The 23,431-nt window shown below is 36.4% G+C and carries 17 protein-coding genes, 1 tRNA gene and 1 pseudogene; 7 read left to right on the forward strand and 12 right to left on the reverse strand.

Features of this window, described 5'->3' with window-relative positions:
* Positions 1–227: 227 nt before the first annotated feature.
* From NSQ14_RS06810 to NSQ14_RS06825, 4 genes and pseudogenes are all read right to left on the reverse strand, one after another.
* A complete protein-coding gene (locus NSQ14_RS06810; protein WP_346217024.1) occupies positions 228–806 on the reverse strand; it encodes a branched-chain amino acid transport system II carrier protein in 579 nt (192 codons plus the stop codon).
* Between the two features lie 182 nt (positions 807–988).
* Positions 989–2,497 (reverse strand): annotated as a pseudogene (locus tag NSQ14_RS06815) (IS1182 family transposase); the annotation flags it as partial.
* Positions 2,498–2,600: 103 nt separating this feature from the next.
* On the reverse strand, positions 2,601–3,335 hold the full coding sequence (locus NSQ14_RS06820; RefSeq protein WP_346217025.1) for a branched-chain amino acid transport system II carrier protein: 735 nt from the start codon (positions 3,333–3,335) through the stop codon (positions 2,601–2,603).
* A gap of 129 nt (positions 3,336–3,464) precedes the next feature.
* Entirely contained in the window at positions 3,465–5,156 is a 1,692-nt protein-coding gene (locus NSQ14_RS06825; protein WP_346207190.1) for a methyl-accepting chemotaxis protein, read from the reverse strand.
* Positions 5,157–5,886: 730 nt separating this feature from the next.
* Between NSQ14_RS06825 and NSQ14_RS06830 the strand changes: the two genes are divergently transcribed.
* Positions 5,887–6,543 (forward strand): phosphatase PAP2 family protein, encoded by a 657-nt coding sequence (locus NSQ14_RS06830; RefSeq protein WP_034769365.1) that lies wholly within the window; start codon positions 5,887–5,889, stop codon positions 6,541–6,543.
* 56 nt (positions 6,544–6,599) lie between these two features.
* Complete coding sequence (locus NSQ14_RS06835; RefSeq protein WP_346217026.1) at positions 6,600–9,860, forward strand: DEAD/DEAH box helicase; 3,261 nt, start codon at positions 6,600–6,602, stop codon at positions 9,858–9,860.
* A 141-nt stretch (positions 9,861–10,001) separates the two neighbouring features.
* Here the strand turns inward: NSQ14_RS06835 and NSQ14_RS06840 are convergent, their stop codons facing one another.
* A complete protein-coding gene (locus NSQ14_RS06840; RefSeq protein ID WP_041903128.1) occupies positions 10,002–10,430 on the reverse strand; it encodes a hypothetical protein in 429 nt (142 codons plus the stop codon).
* 94 nt (positions 10,431–10,524) lie between these two features.
* Positions 10,525–10,598 (reverse strand) — tRNA-Pro (locus NSQ14_RS06845).
* A gap of 449 nt (positions 10,599–11,047) precedes the next feature.
* On the opposite strand from NSQ14_RS06845, the gene NSQ14_RS06850 reads away from it, so the two are divergent.
* Positions 11,048–11,611, forward strand: coding sequence for a CBO0543 family protein (locus NSQ14_RS06850; RefSeq protein ID WP_235819498.1), 564 nt, complete (start codon positions 11,048–11,050; stop codon positions 11,609–11,611).
* An 84-nt stretch (positions 11,612–11,695) separates the two neighbouring features.
* On the opposite strand, the gene abc-f is transcribed toward NSQ14_RS06850, so the two are convergent.
* Both abc-f and NSQ14_RS06860 read right to left on the reverse strand, forming a co-directional pair.
* Positions 11,696–13,516 (reverse strand): ribosomal protection-like ABC-F family protein, encoded by a 1,821-nt coding sequence (abc-f, locus tag NSQ14_RS06855; protein WP_095141961.1) that lies wholly within the window; start codon positions 13,514–13,516, stop codon positions 11,696–11,698.
* Between the two features lie 392 nt (positions 13,517–13,908).
* Positions 13,909–14,199: a hypothetical protein gene (locus NSQ14_RS06860; protein WP_034769372.1), complete on the reverse strand. Its 291-nt coding sequence runs from the start codon at positions 14,197–14,199 to the stop codon at positions 13,909–13,911.
* A 230-nt stretch (positions 14,200–14,429) separates the two neighbouring features.
* Between NSQ14_RS06860 and NSQ14_RS06865 the strand changes: the two genes are divergently transcribed.
* From NSQ14_RS06865 to NSQ14_RS06880, 4 genes are all read left to right on the forward strand, one after another.
* Positions 14,430–15,428, forward strand: a complete 999-nt coding sequence (locus NSQ14_RS06865) for a YhcN/YlaJ family sporulation lipoprotein (RefSeq protein ID WP_346217027.1) — start codon at positions 14,430–14,432, stop codon at positions 15,426–15,428.
* Positions 15,429–15,450: 22 nt separating this feature from the next.
* Positions 15,451–15,594, forward strand: coding sequence for a hypothetical protein (locus tag NSQ14_RS06870; protein WP_346207193.1), 144 nt, complete (start codon positions 15,451–15,453; stop codon positions 15,592–15,594).
* 816 nt (positions 15,595–16,410) lie between these two features.
* On the forward strand, positions 16,411–17,424 hold the full coding sequence (adhP, locus tag NSQ14_RS06875; protein ID WP_034769559.1) for an alcohol dehydrogenase AdhP: 1,014 nt from the start codon (positions 16,411–16,413) through the stop codon (positions 17,422–17,424).
* 59 nt (positions 17,425–17,483) lie between these two features.
* Positions 17,484–18,977, forward strand: a complete 1,494-nt coding sequence (locus NSQ14_RS06880; protein WP_346217028.1) for an aldehyde dehydrogenase family protein — start codon at positions 17,484–17,486, stop codon at positions 18,975–18,977.
* Between the two features lie 211 nt (positions 18,978–19,188).
* On the opposite strand, the gene NSQ14_RS06885 is transcribed toward NSQ14_RS06880, so the two are convergent.
* Genes NSQ14_RS06885 through NSQ14_RS06900 form a run of 4 tightly spaced genes read right to left on the reverse strand, consistent with a single transcriptional unit; the run spans position 19,189 to position 23,430 of the window.
* Entirely contained in the window at positions 19,189–20,628 is a 1,440-nt protein-coding gene (locus tag NSQ14_RS06885) for a sigma-54-dependent transcriptional regulator (RefSeq protein ID WP_043988289.1), read from the reverse strand.
* The gene (locus NSQ14_RS06890; RefSeq protein ID WP_346217113.1) at positions 20,625–21,908 is read right to left on the reverse strand and encodes an ATP-binding protein; all 1,284 of its coding nucleotides are present in this window, start codon (positions 21,906–21,908) and stop codon (positions 20,625–20,627) included. The genes NSQ14_RS06885 and NSQ14_RS06890 overlap by 4 nt, the downstream gene beginning before the upstream one ends.
* Entirely contained in the window at positions 21,905–22,267 is a 363-nt protein-coding gene (locus NSQ14_RS06895) for a hypothetical protein (RefSeq protein WP_346217029.1), read from the reverse strand. The genes NSQ14_RS06890 and NSQ14_RS06895 overlap by 4 nt, the downstream gene beginning before the upstream one ends.
* A 14-nt stretch (positions 22,268–22,281) precedes the next feature.
* A complete protein-coding gene (locus NSQ14_RS06900; RefSeq protein ID WP_034769383.1) occupies positions 22,282–23,430 on the reverse strand; it encodes an iron-containing alcohol dehydrogenase in 1,149 nt (382 codons plus the stop codon).
* Between the last annotated feature and the right edge of the window lies 1 nt (position 23,431).

The following is a 23,431-nucleotide window of genomic DNA, read 5'->3' on the forward strand; positions in this document are numbered from 1 at the left end:
CCTGTCCGAGGCTACTAAAAAAGTGTAAATAGATCAAAAAGGGGACGATGAACTTGTCCTTTGCCACTGAAAGAGTGCAATACTTTCCAGACAACAAAACTAGTCTTTGTTGTTGATAGTGATTTAGCCTAATATATTGCACATGCGTTATTCAGTGGCCTCAGCCTATACCCACACCACTTCCATTAGCCAATCTTTAATCTATCATCACGAGTTTTGCGAATTTTTCAAGCTGTGTTTGTATGCCCGGTGTTCGGTAATATTTTGCCGGCAATACTCCCTAAGACGAATCCAATCCCGCCAATGGTAATCCAGCCAAATCCGTCCGTTTGCAATGGAATCCATAATAAATATGGGTTAAATTCACCATTAAATATGGTCGAATTGATTATTTCCAACAAGCTAAATAATCCGACCATGATTATCGTTATCACGTAAACCGGCCGGGAATAGGAAGGTAGCCACGAATGTAAAATACCTAAAATCATTAAGGTAATCGCAATCGGATATAAAAATCCGAGAATCGGTACGGATACTTTCAAAATTTGTGATAAACCGAGATTTGCGACAACACCGCTTGCCACACATAAAAGCAAAACCCATTGAATGTAAGATATTTTTGAAAACACAGTTGTAAAATATTGCGCGCATGATGTAACTAACCCGATACAAACACTTAAACAAGCGACAGAAAATAGCACAGCTAATAGAACTGTTCCACCATTCCCTAACAATTGAGTCATTACGATTGATAATACGACGGCTCCATGATCAACTGTTCCCGGAATTATCGCTTTTGTACCCAAATAAGCTATGATAATATAACAAATGGATAAAAGGACACCGGAAATAAGTGACCACTGAAAAAAGCCATTTTTTTTATGTAAAATTTGCTGTGTAGTGTAAGAAATTTTCTGTAAATGGTATTTTTTACAATAGAATTTAGATGAATTTTCTGTAAATGGTACTCTTTACCATAGAAATTAGTAAAAATGACAAATGTTTGGATATAATTCGCCTTTTTAGAGGATAGTATGGCGGCTATCCTCTTTAAATTTACTGCCAAGGCTGTGAGCTTGGCTTGTAAGCCCATGCTTTTTAGACCGTACCATTTGGCACGATCTAACCCGTGGAAATTCTTCATTTCGCCATTTTTCCCTTCTTGGCATGCTCTTTTTTTATACTTCTCTTTAAATCCCTCCGATTTCTGTTGTTGACTATACTCATAAAATTCTGGGGTGTTGATTCCGATCCCTAATACTTTCCCGACTGTTTTTCCGGTTATGCAAACTTCTCGCATTGGGCAATTTCTACATTGTTCTCTGTCAAAATAGTAATTATACGTTTCTTTTCCACATTTTCTTATGTAGTGTTTCTTTTTGATTGTTTTGTTTCCTTGACTACAGAACCACTCGTCAGAATCTTTGTTATAACTGAATCTTTCTTCGTCTATGCGATATGCAGCTTCACTTACAGGGATGTATGCCTTTGCTTTAAGTTCAGAGATTTTGTCTAAGATTGGCTTTTTAAAATAGGCTTTATCACCGTACACTTCTGGTATTTTTATTCTCGTTTTCTTGGTTAACTCTAATAATTCATCAAACTTCGTGCCATCCACATAAGCTCCATTACCAGTATGTACAGCTGTAATTATTCGATCTTCTGTTGTCATCATAAATTCCGTTTTATAACCAAAGAAAGGATCATTTTTGCTTTTATACCCTATTCTCGCTTCTTGGTCGACAATCGATCGTACCCCTCTTTGCTCTATAAACTTCGGGTCTGCTAAAATTTCTTTCGCATTATTAACGAGTGCTTTTGTTTCAGGTGCTTTCTCTAGTTCAACTAGTTCTTCTACCTTTGATACCGTTTCTTCAAGATAGGACTTCATTGTTTTTCTAGCTTCATCATGGTTTTCTATTTCTTTATAATCAGGGATTTCTTGGTTGATTTCACTTGGTATTTCTCCGTTTTCTTCTTTAACCGTTTTAAAGATTTTTTTCGCTAATTGTTTCATGACTCGTTCCGGTCTATATTTTTTGGTGTTGGCTTCTGTATGAGTGGAATCAATCGTTATACCAGAAACCTTTTGTAAAATTCCTTTTTCAATGCATTGGTTTATGATTTCAATAATAATTTCATCTATGGTGAGATTGCCTTCTAATCTACTTTTACGAAATTTTGTCAAAAGACTTGGGTGAGGGAGGTCGTCTTCCGGATTGATTCCTAAAAAATACATATATGCAAGGTTTAATGAGCAATTTTCTATAACTTTCTCATCAGATAAGTCATAGAGTTTTTGTAACACCAAGATTTTAACCATAAGTTCGGGCTCTTTTGCTGGCCTTCCATATTCTTTACAGTAAGTTTTTTCAAGCATTTTATTGATAAAACTAAAATCTACTTCATCTCTTAATAATTTAAGTGTATGATTTTCAGGAATTTTATCGTATAATATGGAATAGATGCTTAATTGATTATCTTTTTCTTTAAGCATGATAGATACCCCCAGTTTGGTTTTGGTTTGTAGTATAACTTTATTATACCAAATATTGGGGGTATTTTTTTCAATTTATTATACATATAATTATTTCGAATTTTCAGATTGACTTTTTCAGTGGCCCCGAAATAAGTCCGAACGAAATTAAATATTTTATTTGCAAGGAACGATTTGTAATTTTTTTGACAGTGAAAAGGTTTGTAAAAATAATTCCGTAAATAAATGCACAAAGTCCATCCATCGTTTGGTAACCATCCAAAAATCCTCTTATTACCGGATTTTCTTTGTAAGGAGAGACAGCATTTTTCAATGGTACTGCGTCCATAAATAAAGATTTGACAAAGACGGTAAAAATTAATATGAGTAAAATCGGGGTTAATATTTTCCCTACACGATCAACCAGTTTTGACGGTGATTTGGCAAACCAAAAAACGATGCTGAAAAAAATAATGGTAAAAACCAATAGTCCTACAGATGCTGCGGCACCAGTATGAGGTAAAAAAGGTTTGATCCCCATTTCATAAGCAAGACTTCCTGCACGTGGAATCGCTAATCCCGGTCCAATCGCTAAATAGATTGCCAATGGAAAAAGAAAGGCAAAGGTTGAATGAACTCTATTTGCTAAAATATCAGACGTTCCGGCATTGGCTATTGCAATAAACCCTAATATGGCTAACCCGGCATCGGAAATAATAAAACCGGTGACCGCTTGCCAAACGTTGTCACCCGCCGCATTTCCCAAATAGGCGGGAAATATTAAATTTCCTGCGCCAAAAAGCATTGAAAACAATGTAAAACCGAAAAATAGTATTTCCTTTTTTGTTAATTGCTTCAAACAGTCCACCTCAAACAAAATATTATACAAAAATAATATTAATTTTACCAAATCCCTTTCCGGATTTCAAAGGGACATCTTGGGACAACTTCATTTGGGTCATTAAAAAAGGGACAATGAACATGTCCCTTAAATTTTAAATTTTTCAATGAGCGATTGTAACGCTTCAGCCATTTTTGTTAGCGAGTTTGCTGCTGATGTGATTTCTTCCATTGATGCCAATTGTTCCTCTGTAGCGGAAGAAACTGCCATTGTTTGAGCAGAAGATGATTCGGATATTTGAGTAATCATTTTCATTGATTGTACAATTTGTTCCGAACTTGCGGCCATTTGTTGAACAGCTGATGATACTTCTTGAATTTGGACAGTAACATTATTAATCGAGCGCTCAATTTGTGTAAAGGAATTTCCGGCAGTGTTCACAACATCAATTCCCGACAATACTTCCCCTTTTGCAGCATCCATTGATTGAACGGTTAAATTAGTTTCTTCCTGAATTGTAGATATTAATTGGTAAATTTGCTTTGCTGATTGTGCAGATTGTTCTGCCAGTTTCCGCACTTCTTCAGCAACGACAGCAAACCCCCGGCCGTGCTCACCGGCTCTTGCTGCCTCAATTGCCGCATTTAATGCCAACAAATTTGTTTGAGAAGCAATATCGGTAATCACTGCAATGATTTGATTTATTTCTTTTGAACGTTCTCCCAGTTCACCAACAACATTAGATAATCCATCTACGGTTTGATTAATTGTATGCATCTGTCTTACAGCCGTTTTTAATAAACGACCTCCCTCAGACGCTTTTTCTGATGCATCCATCGCACTGGAGGATACAATTTGAGCATTACTTGCAATTTGTTGAATTCCAACAGACATTTCGTTAATCGTTTGTGAAGTTTCTTCCACATTTTGCACTTGTTTATCCATCCCGGCGGCAACTTCCTGCGTAGATTCCGCTACATGTTCAACTGCTTTGCTCGTTTGTTCTGCACTGGCTGTTAGTTCTTCCGCCGATGCAGCCACTTGTTCAGCATTTTTTTCGACTTTTTTTATCATTTCACGGAGACTTTTCTCCATTTGATTAAACGAAGCTGCTAAATCGCCAATTTCATCTCGGTTTTTCACCTTAATATCTTCTACGGTGAGGTCTCCTGATGCAATTTTTTTAGCAGATTGTGCTACGATTTTTACCGGCTTTGAAATAATCCGACCCATATAGATGGCAATGAAAATACCGGTTAACATGGCAATGAAACCTAAAATCAGCATTAATCGAATGATATATTTTACTTCAGTAGTAGTATCATTATTTCCTTTGTCTAATAATTTTTGTTGATAATCTGTAAATTCTTCTATCTTTTTATCGAAATTTTCCACTATCTTTCGGCCTTCTGTAGATATCAGAGTCGTATATTCATCGGTTTTATTTTGTTCTTTTAGTTGAAATACCTTTTTACTGAATTGATAATATTCATCTTCAATTTGATTTAACTCACTTAAAAATTTCTTTGCTTTTTTGTGAGTAATGACATCACTCAAACTTTTACTCGTATTTAAATAACTTTCATGTGCCTTTTTAAAATTGTTTAAGGAAGTTTCATCTCCTAAAAGTAAATAACCGCGTAAACTAGACTGCTCTTTTTTTATTTGTATGTCCAAACTTTTTATCATAATGAGCTTGTTCGCTTTATCATTAATTAAGTCTGTATAATTTTTATCAACGGTATTGATTTGATAATAACTAACTCCTACTGTTATTCCTAATAAAAATAAAACCGCAAAAAATCCAGCAAACAGTTTTTTTCCAATTGTCATCTTCATTTTCAATTATCCTTTCTAAGTTGTATTTTAGTATGATTACAAGTTTTAGATAATTTTTTTCGGAGGTGATGATAACGATTCGAATGCATTTTTTCAATGAACTAAATAAATAGCAACATTTATAAGGAATTCAAGATGGATACTCAAATGAATCAAGTTTTTGCAGCTACGTGTATGAAGAAACAAGAATTTTCCTAAACCAATGTGTAATGAAATAGAATCATGAAAAAATTGACCAGTATAGTACCAATTTTCCCCTGTGAAAAATTATTTCCCTTTATGAAACTATTATATATTGAATAGAAAAATTTTACTATGATTCTTTAAATTCCTCTTCTTGACAAATTTTCTTGCTTAAACTTTTTACGGTTTAGAAAGAAGACAGGGTTTGTTAAAGTATTTTACTAGAAAAAAATACTAAAAAATAGATGACATGTTCACCAGAATAACGATATTATAATAAAAGCCAACTAAAGATAATGATTTTGAGACCGTATTTAATTTCCCGCTTGGCAGGATTAACCATGAAGACTCTTATATTACTAGGTTTCATTTTGGCTAATAATCGTTATAATAATTTTATAGGTTCTAGTTTAAGGTGAAGTAGTAAATAATAAACTCTTTCAATCATATATAAAATGCAAATATCGTCAAGCACTTATAGAGAAGCACGCAAAAATCAATGGGACGATCAACCTGTTCCCATCTCACTCGGAGGATAATTGAAAATATGAAAAGCTTTATTAAAACATATAAACACTTCTTTTGGACACTGTTATTATTACCGCTGTTATTTTGGTTTAAATATTTGGAGGCTACGAATATACCAAAATTCATAATCTATAGCCCGCTGGATGACTTAATTCCTTTTATCCCCATTTTTGTCATTCCGTATTTACTGTGGTTTTTTTATGTAGCTTTTGGGTTAATTTATACCGGACTTCATTCCAAAAAAGATTTTTATCGTATGCTTACTTTTATGGGTATTGCTATGGCCTTTTCTTATACGATTTATGCGATTTTTCCGCATGGTCAAAATTTAAGACCGGTCATTACCGGGAGTGATCCGTTTTCACTGCTTATAAAACATATTTATGAAACCGATACGTCAACGAATGTATGTCCAAGTCTCCATGTAATCAATTCCATTGCGACACATTCCGCGCTTCGACACTCGGAGGCATTTTCAAAAATAAAATACGGGAAACTCGCATCCGGATTAATGCTTGTATTCATCTGTATGTCAACGGTATTAATCAAACAACATTCAATTATTGATGTTGCAGCAGGCTTGGTTACTGGTTTAGTATTATATATGTTTATATACGTAATACCCGAGTTGAAAGAAAGAAAGTCCTATAAAAAAGATTTTTCTCCCTTTATGTAAAGAGTGCCTAATGTTTAGAGAGGTATATATGAAACTAATTTTTAGGTGGGATGTTTATGAATATTGACCAGCTAACGAAAAGTGAAATTAAAAGGATGTTCACAACTACAACCTATCAACGTGGGTTAAAATATTATAAATCCGGACGTGTCAGAAATCTATATTATGATCCGATTAATTATAAATGGTCGGCAGAGGTGAGAGGAACACATACCTATGAAGTGGAAATAGTAGCTAAAGAAGATGGAATTAGCTATAATTGTGATTGCCCTGCTTTTTCTGAATATTGGGGTCCTTGTAAACATATTGCTGCTGTATTATTAAAAATACATGAACGTGCCAATATCCCTGTAAAAATCAAATCATTATCTGAACTAAATAGGAGCAGTGAACAAGACAGACAAGCTCAATATATGAAGGAATTAACGAATTCATTCATTCAAACAATTTCCACCTTTTCACTGAATTTTGACCAAACCGTACAAAAAAATCGCAAACCATTGATGGTAGACTGGATTATTGAGGTGAAGAAAGGCTCGTACCGATTACCAAAAACTTTAGCGGTTGAAATGAAAGTCGGGTTAAACCGAACTTATGTAGTAAAAAAAATAAAAGAGTTTTTAAAAGCTGTGGATCAAAAAGTCCAATATTCTTTTACTGCCAAGTACTCTTATGATCCGATAGAACAAATGTTTACAGAACAAGATCAGGAAATTATCGATCTATTAATAGAAGCAATCAAATACGATGAACTCTATAAAGAAATATATGACCCTTACGATCAATCTTCCTATTCACGGGAAGAACGCAGTATTTCAATTCCGCCCATGCTCATCGACCAATTATTAGCAAAATTTGAAGGCCGGACGATTCATTTTCAAAAAGACAAACATGTATATAATCAAATAAAAGTCATTTCTAATCAGCACCCATTATCCTTGAAATTGGATAAAGGAGTTGACAATGGGTTTCAATTGGATTTGAGTCAACTGTTATCCTGGGAATTTTGGGATTTTTATGGATATATCTCAAAGAAAAACTATTTTTATAAAATTTCTCCGGAACAAGAAAAAATAATAGAAGAATTGAAAAATATGATTTCCAGGATGCGTACACCTATTCTTCCCATTGCCGATGATCAAATTGAACCATTTGTTTCTCAAGTTGTTCCGGTTATTGAAAAGACAAGCAAACTGAAAATTACGGATCATGTGGCAAGCCAAATTGTCAAATTACCATTGCAAGCGAAAATGTATGTGGACCGAATCGATAATATATTAACCATTTCGATTGAGTTTTGTTATGGGAAGCACAAAATCGATCCGTTTGTAGTAAATTCTGACCGGACAAATGGGCCAATCATTATGCGGCAAACCGGAAAAGAAGAGGAAATAATGGACATTATTGAATCTGCGTCTTTGAAATATAATCGAGCCGGATTATATGTTGAAGGGGAAGAAGGAATTTTTGAATTTTTATATGAAACATTGCCCCAGCTTGAAGAAAAAATGGAGATTTACTTAACACAGGCGGTAAAATCATTGTTATTACCGGAAAAAAGTACACCAACCGTGAATATTGATGTGAATTCAACCGAAAACTGGTTAGAAGTTGGTTTCGATATGGAAGATGTAAATCGCCAAGAGATTGAGCATATTTTGCAATCGGTCGTGGAAAAGAAACGGTATTATCGCCTAAACAATGGAGCATTCGTCAACTTGCAATCGGACGAATTTCAAACCGTTCAGCAAATTGTTCATGAATTTCAAATAAATCCGCGCCAGCTTCAAGATGAAACAATACCACTGCCTATTTTCCGCGGCATTCAACTTGATGAAATGTTGCAAAACGATTTAGGGAGCGGGGCAAAATATGGAAATCAGTTTCGGCGTTTGTTGCATCATCTGAAACACCCGGAAGATCTTGATTTTTCTGTGCCAGATACACTACTGGCAGATTTACGTGACTATCAATATAATGGGTTTCAATGGATGAAGACACTGGCTGGTTTTAAACTTGGCGGTATTTTAGCCGATGAAATGGGGCTCGGTAAAACAGTACAAGCAATTGCCCTTATTTTATCATCTTTTTCAGAAAGTGAGTCGACCAAACCGGCTTTGATTGTTGCTCCTGCTTCTCTCGTTTATAATTGGAAAAATGAATTTCAAAAATTTGCGCCGATATTGGATGTTGCAGTAGTTATCGGTTTACCGCAAGAACGACAGGACATTTTGCAAAATGATCATTTACCACAAGTCCTAATTACATCTTATCCAACACTAAGACAAGATATTGATAAATACTTGGAATATCAATTTAGTACATTTATTTTAGATGAAGCACAATCAATCAAAAACCATACAACGAAAACAGCAAAAGCGGTTCGGCAAATCAATGCAGAAACTTGTTTTGCTTTAACCGGTACACCAATTGAAAATTCCGTTGATGAACTTTGGTCGATTTTTCAAAGAGTCATTCCGAACTTTTTCCCGCCATTAACAAGATTTCGCCGAATCGAGCCTGAAAAAATTGCTAAGATGATTCGTCCATTCTTATTAAGAAGGGTGAAAAAGGATGTTTTAAAAGAGTTGCCGGATAAAATAGAGTCAATCAATTATTCAGATTTAACCAAGCCACAAAAGGAATTGTATCTTGCTTATCTTGAAAGAATCCGAACGGAAGCGGCGGAATCAATCCAGAAAAATGGCTTTGAAAGGAGTAAAATTAAGATTTTAGCCGGATTAACAAGATTGCGACAAATTTGCTGTCATCCGTCTTTATTTGTTGATAATTACCAAGGTGATTCCGGTAAGCTTGATCAGTTGATGGAAATGATTGAAAATGGAAGAGAAAATGGCAGGAGAATGCTTGTTTTTTCTCAATTTACTAGTATGTTAGCGATTATTCGGGAACGATTGGAACAAGCAGGTGTCAAGTTCTTTTATTTAGATGGTCAAACGAAACCGAAAGAACGCGTAGATATGGTTGACTGTTTCAATGCAGGGGAAGGCGATGTTTTTCTAATTTCTTTAAAAGCAGGAAATACCGGATTGAATTTAACCGGTGCCGATACGGTTATATTATATGATTTATGGTGGAACCCGGCAGTTGAAGACCAGGCAGCAGGAAGGGCGCATCGAATCGGACAAAAGCGGGTTGTGCAAGTGATCCGTTTAATCACCCAAGGAACCATTGAGGAAAAAATGTATGAGTTGCAGCAAAATAAAAAGGAATTAATTGATACCGTCATTCAAGCCGGAGAAGAAGGCATTGCCAAATTAACAGAAGAGGATATTAAAGAAATTCTAAACTTATAGAGCACAGAGCAAAAACAAACAAACCACCTCACAACTAAAGTGAAGTGGTTTTATTTATGAAACAGGGTTTTCATAAGAAAGATCTCACATTTAACACACTAAAATCGTGCTCTTCTAATTTTTTGTATAGCACTTTTTCAGTCAATTTTGTTTTAACTTGAAGATTTCCAACTCATTTTTGGTTGTTTTTTGATAAGTGAAGTCAACAGTAGTCTTGATATCGGACATCTCTTCCTTTATATAGTTAATTTCTCCGTGCAGCTTATGAACATCAGTGGAAATGGCATCCAATTTAGCATCCGTTTCTTCTTGCCGGTGTATGACCGCTTTTAATAATTGTGTATTTTCATTTACCTGAGATTTAATGGTTTGGGCTTCACCTTTGATTGTTTGCATATCGCCTTTTAGGGTTTGGACTTCATCTTTAATTGTTTGCATATCGCCTTTTAGGGTTTGGACTTCGCCTTTAATGGTTTGGACTTCACCTTTGATTGTTTGCATTTCTTCTTTGATTGGTTTTAATGCTTCCTGAATGATTGATTCTAGCATTGTTTTTAATTCGTTATTCATTTCATTCCCTTCCCCTTTTCATAATAATTCCTCAAAAATGAAGGAACGGCATCCAGTAAACTGAAAACCGCTCAATACCCACGTCTTTATTATATCGGGAAAACAGGATTCGAACCTGCGACCCCTAGCACCCCATGCTAGTGCTCTACCAAGCTGAGCTATTTCCCGGTTTTTCATTTTTCCAAAAGTACTGCTGACTAATACTTATTATATAAAAAACGAACAATATATTCAATAAAAATTAAAGGAATGCAGTGCAACTCGATTTAGGTATAATTGAAATAGATGGATGATTCATAAAAGAAGGGGATGTTCATATGAGGGAATTAATCGGAGAATGCGTGTCTTGTGGTAAATATGTTTATTGTGAAAATGGGTTTTTCAATGGGGTTCACGAGGGTGGAAAATTATATTGTACTCGTTGTGGTCATGATGTAAGAGAACAAGAAGATCGTGAAAATGATAGCTGAAAAGGATAGGGCTGCTTTTATAAATGATCAGAATCGAGTCCTTTTCTATGACTTATATAGTAAAGCCGAGATGTAATTTGAATAGAAAGTGGAAAAATAGCCAAAATATTGGTCAATAGAGATAAATTCCATAAAAGGATGATTCCATTGGATATTCGTATCGAACAATTCGATAAAATCGTAAAAATGATCGAAGGTGCACAAGCGGCACTTAATAAATACTTTTTTGAATATCGTATTTTTACTACTTTTGAATATTGGCTGATGATCTTCTTTCTTATTGCACCACTTGTACTTCTCTATTTTAAAATTGACAAAAGCAAACTATTTCAAATTTGTTTTTACGGATATAATATTCATGTTCTTTTCGGATATATCGATTTATATGGAAGAAATCTTGGATATTGGAATTATCCTTTCCCCGTCCTTCCGCCAATACCCGGTTTATCATTAGATGCCAGCCTAGTCCCGGTAACATTCATGCTTGTTTACCAATGGACGATCAAACGCAAAAAAAATTATTACATCTACAGTTTACTGACTGCGGTAATCTTTTCCTTCCTTTTCAAACCGGTTCTCGTTCGGATGGGTCTATTTAAACTGTACCAAGAAATTAATTATATCCATCTTCTTATCTGTTATGTAATTGTTGTCTTTGTAGCAAAGTGGATGATGGATTTATTTTTATGGATAAGGAGGAAATACGCTTGAAACCATCAGTGGGACAAAAGATTCCCTACTGATGGAAGTTTTACCGACCTAACCGTTTAATAAGGAATGGTTTTATCAGACTTCTCAAGAACCATTTAATTTCTTCTCGATTTCCTCGATTTCTACTCGAATTTTTTTGATTTCAGCCAGTCTGCTTTCTTCTTGAGCCGGATCTACATTTTCATCTGTCATTAATTGTGTGTATCGGAGTTGTAATTTTTCAAGCTTATTCATCATTAGCTGAACCGGGTTTGAAAATGTTTGATGCTTTTCCCATTCATGGTAACTACCGGGATAATAATCAACTTTACCTTTTTTAATATACGCTACTTTATTGGCTACTTTCCTTAAAAGGTACGGATCATGGGCAACAAGTACAATTGAACCCGGGTAGACGATAAGAGCATTTTCAATCGTTTCTCGGGTTGGTATGTCGAAATAATTGGTCGGTTCATCCAGTACAAGTAAGTTGGCATTGGAAAAATACAGTTTTACAAAGGCAACCCGGCATTTTTCTCCCATACTTAATGTGCTGATTTTTTTAAAAACATCTTCGCGACGGAACAAGAAACACGCCAAAATCGTTCGAGCATCCGCTTGAGTAATATTCGGTATCATCAAAATTTCATCTAAAATAGAGTTTTCAAAATTTAAATTTTCCAGCTCTTGAAAGAAATAGCCAATCTTTAACTGCGGATTTCTTCTCACTTGGCCACAATCGGGTTCTAAAATACCTGCCATTAGTTGCAACAATGTGGTTTTCCCGCTTCCATTCGGGCCAACAACCGCCAATCGATCTCTCCAATTTAACTCCAAATAAACATTGGAAAAAATCGGCATTGTGCTATAGGAAAATGTCACATTAATCAGCTCAAGCATTTTTCTTCCGCCAAAATCATCAGATACAAAATTGGTTGAAATCGTTTTGGTCAGTTCCGGTTTATCAATTTTTTCCTTTTCCAATCTTTCCAATACTTTTTCTTTTGCTTTCATTTTGGTCGCTTGTTTAGCCGCCTTCTTTTGTGCATACGGATCACGTACACTTGCACCTGCATTTGCTTTATCATACCATTGTTTGTATTGGGTAATCGTTTCTAGCAGTTTTTTACGTTCCTGCTCCTGTTTTTCATACAACTTTTGCATGGTTTTGTATTCATGTTCTTTTTGCTGCTTATATGAGAAATAACCACCTGAGTATTTTTTTGTCCCACTTTTGGTCAGCTCATAGGTTGATGTGGCGACGTGGTCGATAAATTCCCGTTCATGGGAAATGAATAACACACTTCCTTTGAAATTTAAAAGCCAATCTTCAAGCCAGTGGATCGACTCGATGTCCAGATGATTCGTCGGTTCATCAAGAATGATTAATTTCGGTGATTGTAACAGGACTCTCGCTAGCTTCACCCGTGTTTTTTGTCCGCCACTTAAATTTGCATAGGGAAGATTCCAAAGTGGTTCCGGGATGCCAAGTTGTTTTAACGTTTTTTCTACATTCATCTCCCAATCGTAACCATGGACGTCTAAATACTTTTGCAGCCGTTTGTTATATTCTTCAATCACCTGTAAGTCTTCCGGTTGTTCAGCAAGTAGTTGACTGTAGTGTGTCAGTTCGTTTTTGATAACTGCATTCGGATGGTTTGCAATGACGAAATCCATGACCGTTCCATTATCCCTCTGATTTTCTTGCACCATGTAGCCAATTTCTTTTTTATTTACGCCGTATTGGACATGCCCGGACTGAGCCGGGAGCCTTCCCAAAAGGACCTTAATGAGTGTTGTTTTCCCGATGCCGTTTTCACCGATCAGTGCAATTCGTTCTTGTTCTTTTATTTCAATGGAGACATTTTCAAATAATTTTTGTCCGGCAATTTCAACGGCCAGATTATTTGCCTTTAGTAAAAACATACAGATTCCCCCTATATTTTGCCAAACAAAAAAGGCACGAGGAACCTCGCGTCTAAAATGGACAAACCGAAGAAACCGGAATAGACCGGTTGAATATAAAAGTTTCCGAACGATTAGACATCAAATTAGACACAGGAATCCCGTTCTTTGCTGAATGGCAAAGTAAATTTTGCATATAAAATTAGTTGTGCAAAAAAGAAACGGAATGATCCATTGTGTTAATTTTGATGCCTCCTTTTACTTAGTTAATATTATTATACACTAAATTTTCCAGACATACGACAAAAATATGTGAAATAATGGAATTTTATTGTGAAATAATTTCAACTCTCTCATTGATGGAAGTTTCACATATACGAAAGCAATTTTGCACTAATTTGGACTATCTTGTTTTAAAATATTTTATTGATTTCTTTTAACCTGTATTTTGAATTTCCATTTTCTCCAAGTAAAACGCTCTGAATATTATAAGTGATTGCACTGTTAATGAATTTTTGTGCTTCATTTTTATCGGGAAGCATCTTTAGTAAAGCAAGGATATTTTTGATTTCATCGTCAATGCTAACGGTAATTAAATAATCTTGTACAGTTAAGTAGTAATTTTTATACATAATTTTTTCAAAAGGATCAATGCCAAATTGATCATAAACGACTGTTGCTAATTGATAATAGTAGTCGTTCATTCACATTACCTCCTTGTGCCATCTCACCGTTAGGAACTCGGCAGATTAATTTATGGATTTGTAACAACAGATTTTTCGAAAATAATGATTACCTTCATTATTAACCAAAAATTCACATACCATGCCATCACAATAACGATTATTTTCCAGCAAATTTGCATTTTCTCCCTCGAATAGATTTTCATGAACAAGACATGATATAGACGAGAACCAGAGAAGGAGTGAAGAAAATGAAAATGAAATGGTTCATAACAGGTGTTGCAGTTGCTTCTTTATGTCTTACAGGGTGTACAAACAATGACAATGCCGGCGACAATAACGATAATGGTACTCAATTTACCCAAAATACACGCAATAACAATAATGCAAGACCAATGAATGTGAAAAATAATACCCGTAACAATCAAAATGTAAAGACATCAAGAGCTGCTGAACGTGAAGTAGAGAAGTTGAAAGAAGTGGAAGATGCGCATGTTCTCATTACCAACAATAACGCTTATGTTGCGGTTAGACTTTCCAAAAATAATCGTGGAAATACCAATAATCAAGGAACGACAAATGTAAATTTTGACAATAATGGAAACGCAACTCGCAATGGGGCATTAGATGGTGATGGAAATACATTTATGGAAAACGGGAGAGTAAATCCGGACAACAATAACAATAATACAGATGATGGCACTATTAATGGAAATGATGATGCGGGAAATAAAAATGACAGAACTCAGACTGGACGAAATGCTGGTACATTTGCCGGTGACAATAATAGACAAAATACCGGTATCGGGTTCAATGGAAATAGAACAGGTCAAAATTTAGGTACAGGATCCGGCGGCAATTCTACCGGGCAAGATGTTGGTCCAGCCAATAATACGGGTCAAAATGGTGGTACAGGGATAGGTGGAAATAGAGCCGGTCAAAATATGGGCACACAAAATGGGGAAACAACGAATCGAAATGGAGCAAATAACAATGCAAACAATACCGCTCAATATAGTCCGGTATCCAATGCATTTGAACAAAAAATTGCCGATGCTGTTCGCCGGGCAGATGACCGAATTTCCCGTGTGTATGTTTCTGCAAATCCTGATTTCTATGATCGTGTAAATACGTTTGCAAATGATATGCGCACGAATAATAATAATAATGATGGTTTGTTTGACAGATTCAATGATATTGTCGATGACTTCTTCGGCACGGCCAATAATGACAGAACAAATACTCGATAAATCAATAATGAGGGAATGAAATATGAGAAAAAAAGACCAATTTTTAGTCGGAAACAAAATTACGAAAGACAATCAAATTTTTGGTACACCGAATAGTAAAGCAAGGGACGGAACTGGAAACTCACCAAATGATGATATCGGTCAGAAAAAAGGCCAGCGATTGTAACAAATTTGATAAATTAGAGCTTGGGTATGTACCCGAGCTCTAACTTATATTTGGCGACGAGATCAATTCTCGTCGTCGTATTATGTTTACGGGGAAATTGGATTATTCCATTTAGCTCTACCTAAAATTGATGGATTTAACTCGCCTATGTCACTAATGCCGATTAATCCTAGCGTAATGTCCAGATCAGCAATGATATTTTGCAATTGAAACATGTTTGTTCTTTGCTTGTAAATAAATTAAAGAAAGTACTGGTGCTTCACTATACTCAAATGGGATCGGAACAATGTCACCCTTTTTAATCAGATAATCCTGCCTCACCCAAAAATCGGTATAAATTCCAATGGCTAAGTCGTTAGCAATGATATTTTTAATGACATCATTATTATTTGAATATTTTCAGGAGTAGATTAATCGAAAAACTGCTTTAGAGGCGGATACCTATATGTTGTCGGCCTTTTTCTTTTTTAATTATTATTGATTTATAAAAAGATAGGAGAGAATCTTTGAATTAGTTATATTGTCTATGTCCAGAATCTCTGTTCTTTTTTACAGTCTTACTCCCGGACGCGTGGACCAATTATTTGTCACTGATAGCCGTAATTACGGCGGAAAGTGCCAATTTTTCGGCTCTAGGCATACCAATTCTTGATCGCTAACAAGTACAGTACTGGCTTTGAATATAGAAATCCAGCTAACAAACGCAAGCGAAAAATAATAGGGGGAAAGCGCCTCCATAATTGGCACGTTTTTTGCAAATTAAATAGTGAATGTTAAATTTTGAGGGGAGAGGTAGAAATGGATTCAAAAAATTTAATGAAAGCTGCAGTTGTCAATGAGTTCAAACAAGAATTGGAAATCAAGGAGGTACCGGTGCCGGAACTGGAATATGGGGAAATTCTGGTGAAAATTAAAGCATGCGGCGTTTGTCACACCGATTTGCATGCGGCACACGGTGATTGGCCGGTCAAACCAAAGTTACCGTTAATTCCCGGTCACGAAGGTGTTGGAATTGTAGAAAAAGTTGGTGAAGGGGTTACTTCCATTAAAGTGGGGGACCGAGTTGGAATTCCTTGGCTGTATTCAGCTTGCGGTGAATGTGAATATTGTTTAACAGGTAGAGAAACTTTATGTCCAAATCAATTAAATGCAGGTTATTCTGTTGACGGCGGCTATGCAGAATATTGTAAAGCACCGGCTAATTATGTCGTTAAAGTTCCGGAAAATTTAAGTTTTGAAGAAGTTGCACCGATCTTTTGCGCAGGGGTAACCACTTATAAGGCATTAAAAGTATCTGAAGCAAAGCCAGGGGACTGGGTAGCGATTTATGGAATTGGCGGTCTTGGTCATGTTGCCCTGCAATATGCGAAAGCAATGGGGTTCAATGTCATTGCCGTTGATATTCAAGATGATAAATTAGAGTTGGCAAAAGAATTGGGTGCGGATTTAACCGTCAATGGTATGAAGACAGATCCGGTTCAGACAATCAAAGATCAAGTTGGCGGCGTACAAGCAGCTGTTAGTGTTGCGGTTACGAAAAAAGCATTCGAGCAAGCTTATCATTCGGTAAAAAGAGGCGGAACATTAGTTGTTGTTGGTCTTCCTAATGACGAACTGCCAATTCCGATTTTTGACACGGTATTAAACGGGGTTACGGTAAAAGGTTCTATTGTGGGAACGAGAAAAGATTTACAAGAATCTCTTGAATTTGCGGCACAAGGAAAAGTACGGACAAATATTGAAGTGCAGCCACTTGATAATATAAATGAAGTATTTAAACGGATGGAAGATGGAAAAATTAATGGACGTGTTGTATTAAGTATTTCATAATATTTTGAAAGCGTTAACACTGGGGGGTTATTCCCCCGGTAAAAAGGGGAGGGAATAGAATGCAAAATGTAAATACAAAAGGAGTAAAACTATCTCCTAGATTAGAACAATTTTTAAAATCAGAGAAAAAGCTTTATATAAATGGAGAATGGGTGAATAGTCAATCCGGAAAAACTTTTGAAACCGTAAATCCAGCGACAGGAGAAAGGTTGGCAAATGTTACCGAGGCCGGTCCGGAAGATATCGATTTAGCGGTTAGAGCTGCAAGGGAGGCATTCGATCGTGGTCCTTGGTCAAGAATGGGAACTGCTGAAAGAAGCCGCTTAATTTATAAACTGGCTGATTTAATGGAAGACCATAAACAAGAGTTGGCACAGTTGGAAACTTTGGATAACGGAAAGCCTATTCGTGAAACGTTGAACGCCGATGTTCCATTAGCAATTGAACATTTTCGCTATTATGCCGGCTGGGCAACGAAAATTGTCGGGCAAACCATTCCGGTACAGGGGAATTATTTCAACTATACCCGACATGAAGCTGTGGGTGTTGTCGGTCAAATTATTCCGTGGAACTTCCCGTTACTTATGGCTGCATGGAAGCTTGGTGCCGCTTTAGCAACCGGTTGTACTGTTGTCTTGAAACCCGCTGAGCAAACTCCATTATCGGCTATTTATTTAGCCAAACTAATCGATGAAGCTGGATTTCCTAAAGGCGTCGTTAATGTAGTACCGGGCTTCGGGGAAACAGCAGGTGCACCACTTGTCGAACATCCGTTAGTCGATAAAGTTGCCTTTACCGGATCAACGGCTGTCGGGAAAATGATCATGCGAAAAGCCAGTGAAACATTAAAACGCGTCACGTTGGAACTGGGCGGGAAATCACCGAATATTGTCTTGCCTGATGCTGACTTATCAAAGGCAGTTCCGGGTGCGTTAATGGGTATTATGTTTAATCAAGGGCAAGTATGTTGTGCCGGTAGTCGTTTATATGTTCAAAAAGGTTTATACGATAATGTGGTAAGTGATTTAGTAAGTTTGACAAAAGACATTCAACAAGGAAACGGCTTGCTGGAGGATACAACGATGGGGCCGCTTGTATCCAGTGAGCAACAAAAACGGGTGAAAGGATATATTGATAAAGGGGTTGAAGAAGGAGCAGAACTGTTAAGCGGTGGGAATATCCCTTATAGTCAAGGTTATTTCGTTGCACCGACAATTTTTGCCGACGTAAACCATTCTATGACCATTGCGAAAGAAGAAATTTTTGGTCCTGTTGTCGCAGCCATGCCCTTCTTCGATATAGATGATCTGATTGAAAAAGCGAATGACTCTCACTACGGGCTTGCTGCTGGGGTTTGGACGCAAGATATTAAAAAGGCTCATTATATTGCACATCGCTTAGATGCAGGTACGGTTTGGGTCAATTGTTATAATGTCTTTGATGCGGCAAGTCCTTTTGGCGGTTATAAACAATCCGGAATCGGCCGGGAAATGGGAAGCTATGCGTTAAACAATTATACAGAAGTGAAGAGTGTCTGGATTAATATGGAATAAAGTGAATTATTATCAGGGGATCTTCAACCTAGGTGAGTTGCACCAATCGGACGCATGCAGGTAGCCGGTCCCCTATTTTTCTTCTTTGTAAACTTGTTACTACTCGTTAAGGTGGAATAAATCAGATCGTTCTCAGAACCTGATTGTATACTTTGTCAGAATAGGTTTCAAGATTTGGATGTCTTGAAACCTGTTCGTGTTTTTAGTGCTGTCATTTTTCATTAAGTAAGTAGCGTAATTTTCTCATTGTAATTTGCAGTCTTTTTGCCGCTTCTTTTCGATTTCCTTCAACATCTTTAAGCGTTTTCATGATAAAGGCTTTCCCCACATATGCTTCTAGATCCTTGACCTGGTCGAGAATCTCTTCTAAACTTATTTCTTCTTTTTGATTAAAAACTGTGAGAACTTGATTTGTCCAACGATGAAGATAACTTTCAAGTTCGCTTTCTTCACTTTTTTTACTTATTGTTCTTCCTATATTCGGGTGTGAAGAGATAGCAAAATAGGATATCGGCAAGTCACCAGGTGTAATAACGGCTTGATTTGAATCGGTTAAAGCTACAACTCTTGTAACAAAATTGGCTAACTCACGAATATTTCCGGGCCAATCATACCTTTGCAAATAGGCCAGAGCATCATCTGAAAAAGTAATATTTGAATTAGGAAAGCGTTGTAATAGGTGTTCGATTAGGTACGGAATATCCTCTTTTCGCTCACGAAGCGGTGGGATTGTTAAATGAACGACATTTAATCGATAATACAAATCTTCTCTAAATTTTTTGTTTTTCACGGCTTCTTGGAGGTCTTCATTCGTTGCTGCAATGAGTCTCGTATTTGTCCGGAAAATTTTATCGCTTCCAACAGGCATAAATTCTCGTGTTTCCAACACCCGTAACAATTTTACCTGAATTGAACGAGACGCTTCTGCAATTTCATCAAGAAACAATGTACCTTGACTGGCGATGGAAAATAATCCTTTCCGTTGTTGAGTCGCTCCGGTAAAGGCTCCCTTTTCGTGACCGAACAATTCACTTTCTAATAGTGATTCGGGAATGGCACCGCAATTGACCCCGATAAAAGACTCTTGGCTTCTTGGGCTTGCATGATGAATAAATCTGGATAAAACTTCCTTGCCTGTGCCTGTTTCCCCTTCAATTAACACATTCACATTTTTTTGAGCCACCTTGTAAGCTGTTTTCAGTAGTTGCTCCATTTTTTCACTTTTGCCGGTAATAAAGCCGATTTCATGGGCGATGCTTTTTATAGTTTCGTGTGCAGTTTTATCATTATCTTCCAGTAAGCTGTCTATTTGTTTTTCCAATAAGTCAATATCATCAAATGGTTTTTCAATATAATCAGAAGCACCGAATTTTATTGCTTCCACAGCTGTTTTTATCGTGCTGTACCCGGTCATAATAATGGCCTTACAGCGAGGTTGGAACTTTTTTAGTTGTTGTAAAAGGGTTAGACCATCCGCATCAGGTAATTTTAAATCAATCATCGCGGCATGAAATTTTTGTAAGGAAAAATTAATTGAAAAAAACTCTTTTCCACTATTTACAACTTGTACCCGATATCCTTTCGCGGTAAAAAGGCGGGACAAAAAGTTACCAATCTCGATTTCATCATCGATAATTAATAAATTGATCACATTTTCACCTCAGTTCCTTGAGAAGATTGAACAGGTAATTTTAGTGTGAAAGTACTTCCTTTATTCAGTTGACTAATCACATCGATGGAGCCGTTATGTTTTTTGGCAATTCCTAAACTAACCGATAATCCTAACCCGGTTCCGCTTTTTTTCGTTGTATGAAACGGGTGGAAAATGTTCGATATCCGTTCTTCTTTAATTCCGATTCCATTATCTTTAACAGTTAAATGAAGTTCGTTATGCTGATAAGAGGTTTTAATTGTTATTGCCTTTTCTTGTCGTGATGTTTGTTCCAAGGCATCTTTCGCATTTAATAGTAAATTGATGATGATTTGTTCAATCTGAGTCCGGCTGCCCTCAATTAAAGGTAAATCCGGTTGTAAATGAATATGAAATTGAATTTGATTTTTTTCAAATTGATATTTTATTAGATTTAGTACTTGACTGACCGCTTCATTTAAAGATACAGGTTCAAAAATATACTCGTCCTGTCTTGAAAAAGTTAGAAGACTTTTAATGATTTGCTTGCAGCGATCACCGCATTTTTTTATATCGTAAAGGAGAGAAAAGACCGGATCTTCTTTTGAAAAATCTCTCAATAACAACTGGGAATTTCCTAAAATGGCTGTTAACGGGCTGTTCAGTTCATGGGCAATCCCTGCAGCCATTTCGCCAATCGCAGCCAATTTTCCGGAATGAATCAACTGTGCTTCCATTTTTCTTTTTCCTGTTACATCTTTGATATAAGCAATAACACCGTATAAATTATTTTCTTTATTATGAATCGGATAGCTATATACTTCACAGATTGTTTGATCCGGGTAATTTAATTCCAAATAACCGGCTTTTTGAGCGTTAAATGTATCGATAATTAATTGTTTCAATGATGGTTCATTTATTAAAAGGTTCGTTTTTTTCCGAATTTGATAAAAATCATTTGCCGCGTCATTATATTGTAAAATATGTAAATCTTTATCAAACACAATGATCATATCATCAACTGCTTTAAATGTGTCTTCCCATTGTTGTTTCGCATGTAAAACTTCACCGTATAATTGAACGTTTTCAATGGTTATCGCCAAATGATCGGTCAGTTGTTCAAGAAAGGACAGTTCATCTTCGTTCCAAATGGTTTGATCCGTACGCCCCATACACAAGACGCCGATTTTTTTATTTTTACTGTAGATGGGAAGTACTAAAATCGTTTGTAAATGAAGTGCTGCTAAATGTTTTTTTTCATAGAAATGAATGGGTGAGCCGACTAATTCCTGTAAAATTATTTTTTTTCATTTAACGCAGTCCAATAAAGAGAATTATGTTCAAAAATGGTCGAACCGATTTTTACACAGCGGCTGTCTTTAGGGTAAACATTGACGAGAACAAGTTTGTTGTTTTGTAGTAAAGATATGCTGATATGGTCAAAATCGATGAGCATCTGCAATTTATCAATCATATTTGATAAGATATTGTCTAACGGCATATCAACTTTTATACTTTTCATTATTTCGTTCATGATTTCTAATTGTAAATTTTTCTTTTCCAATTGTTCGACCGTTTTCTTTAGCTCCGTGTAGTAATTTTTTTTAGAAGATTTTATTCCTGTTAACTGGGCAATCATTTCTTGTTTTTCTTCAAGCATAATCGTTCACCGCCTTATAAGATGTTTTCCAACAATGTTTTCACTTGAATAAAATCCATATCGCGAGGATTTGTAATCATACAAGCATCTTCTAGTGCGGTTTGACTAATCAGGTTGATCTCATCTTCAGTTATGCCAATATTCCTTAACCTTTTCGGAATTCCAATATCCTCTGATAATTGATTGACAAATGCAACGGCTCGATTTCCTGCCTCACGCTGTGTTAACCCCCTTGTGTCAATGCCCATGATTTCAGCGATCTCTGTAAAACGTTTCGGCACGGCAATAAAGTTAAAATCCATAATATGCGGCAAAAGGATGGCATTGATTTCCCCATGCGGAAGTGGAAATCGGCCACCAATGGCGTGTGATATGGCATGAGCAGCACCTAAAATCGCATTGGAAAAAGCAAGTCCGGCTTGTAAACTAGCCATAGCCATGGCCTCTTTTGCTTCCATATTCGTTTTTGAGGCGACGGATGGGCGTAAATAATTTGCGACAAGGTAAAGTGCATTTTTAGCTTGCACATCGGTTAATGGTGTCGCGGCAATACTGACATAAGCTTCAATCGCATGTGTCAGCACATCCATTCCCGTTGAGGCAGTTAATGCACTATCCTTTGTCATTAAAGTAAAAGGGTCGATGATGGCAATATCAGGTACTAACGTTTTCGATACAATGGTCATTTTTCTTTTTCGCTCGGAATCAACGATAATGGAAAACTGTGAAACCTCTGAACCCGAACCGGCCGTTGTCATAACCATGACCATGGGAGGGAGCGGTTTTTCAATTTTATCAATTCCCTCATAATCACTAATTTTTCCACTGTTTGTCGCCAGTATTGCGATTGCTTTCGCTACATCTAAGACACTGCCGCCACCGATTCCGATAATGGCGTCACACTCATTTTCCCGAAAAACAGACACACCTTTCACAACTTCAGTATCTTTGGGATTCGTTGTTATGTCTGTAAAAGTGGCATAAGGTAAATGACTGTCTTTACATATTTGAATAATTTTTTCCAGCCAACCGGCGTTCGCTACCCCTAAATCACTGACAATAAGTACTTTTTTGGCTCCTAAACGAAGGCACGCTTCACCGACTTGGCTTATTGCATTAGAACCGAAAATGATTTCAGGTGTTACAAATTTTTTAATATGCATA

Origin of the sequence: Caldifermentibacillus hisashii, assembly GCF_039654145.1 — a bacterium.
In the GTDB taxonomy this organism is placed as follows: domain Bacteria; phylum Bacillota; class Bacilli; order Bacillales; family Caldibacillaceae; genus Caldifermentibacillus; species Caldifermentibacillus hisashii.